This is a genomic window from Streptomyces torulosus (assembly GCF_001419765.1).
Lineage (GTDB): Bacteria > Actinomycetota > Actinomycetes > Streptomycetales > Streptomycetaceae > Streptomyces > Streptomyces torulosus.
In genome coordinates this window covers 1-2,639 of record NZ_LIRK01000396.1, presented here as the reverse complement: position 1 = coordinate 2,639, position 2,639 = coordinate 1, and the positions used below count along the sequence as shown (strand labels likewise).

The 2,639-nt window shown below is 73.6% G+C and carries 2 protein-coding genes; both read left to right on the top strand.

Translation table 11 applies throughout. From position 1 onward, the window contains the following. The first annotated feature begins 14 nt into the window (after positions 1–14). Entirely contained in the window at positions 15–2,246 is a 2,232-nt protein-coding gene (locus AOK23_RS26545; RefSeq protein WP_055715154.1) for a sialidase family protein, read from the top strand. Continuing rightward, the coding region (locus tag AOK23_RS26540; protein ID WP_206336296.1) for a beta-galactosidase at positions 2,243–2,639 on the top strand (397 nt) is incomplete at its 3' end. The genes AOK23_RS26545 and AOK23_RS26540, both read left to right, overlap by 4 nt.

Here is a 2,639-nt window from a genome sequence, read left to right as displayed (position 1 = left end):
CCCCGAGGTATGTCATGCGCACGCCCCACCCGAGCCGCCGCACCATACTCACCGCGACCACAGCCGCAGCAGCCCTCACCACCCTCCCCGCACTCACCACCCAGGCCCACGCCACCGAGGCCCACCCCGGCCCAACCGCCGGAGGCTACCGCTGGCGCACCGCCGTGATCGGCGGCACCGGTTTCATCACCGGCGTCCTCTTCCACCCCTCCGTCCGCGGCCTCGCCTATGCCCGCACGGACATCGGCGGCCCCTACCGCTGGGACGACCGCAAGGCCCGCTGGACCCCGCTGACCGACCACCTCGGCTGGGACGACTGGAACCTCCTCGGTGTGGAGGCGATCGCCGTCGACCCGGCCCACCCGAACCGCCTCTACCTCGCCCTCGGCACCTACACCCAGTCCTGGGCCGGCAACGGCGCGATCCTCCGCTCCGACGACCGGGGCGCCACCTGGACCCGTACCGACCTCACCGTGAAGCTCGGCGGCAACGAGGACGGCCGGGGCACGGGCGAGCGTCTGCTCGTCGACCCCCGGGACAGCGACACCCTGTGGCTGGGCACCCGACACGACGGCCTCCTCAGGTCGACGGACCGGGGCGCCACCTGGGCGAGGGCCACAGGCTTCCCGGCCACGCCCGCCGCCACCGGGCAGGGCGTCACCCTGCTCGTCGCCGCCGGCCGCGCCCTCTACGCCGGCTGGGGCGACGGTGACGGCACCTCCGCCACCGTCAACCTGTACCGCACGACCGACGGCACCACCTGGGAGGCGGTCCCCGGGCAGCCGGCCGGCGCCTCCGCCAAGGTCCCGATCCGCGCCGCGTACGACCGGCACGCGCGTGAGCTGTACGTGACGTACGCCAACGGGCCCGGCCCCAACGGCCAGTCCGACGGCAGTGTGCACAAGCTGCGCACCACCAGCGGCACATGGACCGACGTCACCCCGGTGAAGCCGGGAGGTACGGCGGCCGACGGGTCCGCCGACACCTTCGGCTACGGCGGCGTCGCCGTGGACGCCCGCCGCCCCGGCACCGTCGTCGTCTCCACCAACAACCGCTGGGCGGACATCGACACGGTGTTCCGCTCCACGAACGGCGGCCGCACCTGGACCTCCCTCAAGGACTCCGCCGTCCTCGACGTGTCCGAGACCCCCTACCTCAAGTGGGGCGCGGACAAGCCGAAGTTCGGCTGGTGGATCCAGGCGCTGGCCCTCGACCCGTACGACTCGAAGCACGTCGTGTACGGCACCGGCGCGACCCTCTACGGCACCCGCGACCTCAGGCACTGGGCGCCGCAGATCCGGGGCCTGGAGGAGACGGCCGTGCGCCAGCTGATCTCGCCCCCCGTCGGACAGGCGCACCTGATCAGTGGGCTCGGGGACATCGGCACGATGTACCACGAGCGGCTCACGTCGTCCCCGTCGCGCGGCATGGCGACGAACCCCGTGTTCGGGTCGGCGACGGGCCTCGCGCTGGCCGCGAGGAAGCCGTCGTACGTGGTCCGCACCGGCTGGGGCGACCACGGCAACGGCGCCTTCTCGACCGACGGCGGCCGGACCTGGGCGCCCTTCGGGAGCCAGCCCGCCCTCGCCAAGGACGCGCCGGGACCGATCGCCGTCAACACCGACGGAAGCGTGCTGATCTGGTCCTTCGTCCACTGGGACGGCACCAGGTATCCGGCCCACCGCTCCGGCGACGGCGGTGCGACCTGGGCCGAGGTGCCCACCTTCCCCAAGGGCGCCACCCCGGTCGCCGACCCGGCGGACGCGACGCGCTTCTACGCGTACGACACGGACACCGGCACGGTGTACGCCAGCACCGACGGCGGCCGCTCCTTCACGGCGGGCGCGACCGGCCTGCCCTCGGGGGACAGCCAGTACAAGCTGGCCGCGGCCCCGGGACGCACCGGCGACCTGTGGCTGAGCACCAAGACGAACGGCCTGTACCGGTCCACCGACAGCGGTGCCTCCTTCGCGAAGGTCGCCGGCTGCCGCGCCTCGCACGTCCTCGGCTTCGGCAAGGCCGCGCCCGGCGCCGCCTACCCGGCGATCTACCAGATCGGGGCCGTCGACAGCCTCACCGCCGTCCTCCGCTCCGACGACGGCGCGCGGACCTGGACCCGTGTCAACGACGACGCCCACCAGTGGGGCTGGACCGGCGAGGCCATCGCCGGCGACCCGCGGCTGTACGGCCGCGTCTACGTGGCGACGAACGGCCGCGGCATCCAGTACGGGGACCCGGTCCGATGACCCGGCGGCGGCACACCGGGCCCACCCTCGCCGACGCCACCCGTGGCCGGCTCCTCTTCGGCGGTGACTACAACCCGGAGCAGTGGCCCGAGGAGGTCTGGTACGAGGACGTCCGCCTCATGAAGGAGGCGGGCGTCAACTCCGTCACCCTCGGTGTCTTCTCCTGGGCGAAGCTCGAACCCCGGCCCGGCGCACGGGAGTTCGGCTGGCTGGACACCCTGATGGACCTGATGCACGAGCACGGCGTCGGGGTCGTCCTCGCCACCCCCACCTCCTCCCCGCCGCCGTGGATGGGCCGCCTCCACCCCGAGACCCTCCCGCGCGACGAGAACGGACAGGTCGAGTGGTGGGGCTCCCGCCAGCACTTCTCGCACTCCAGCGCCGTCTACCGCC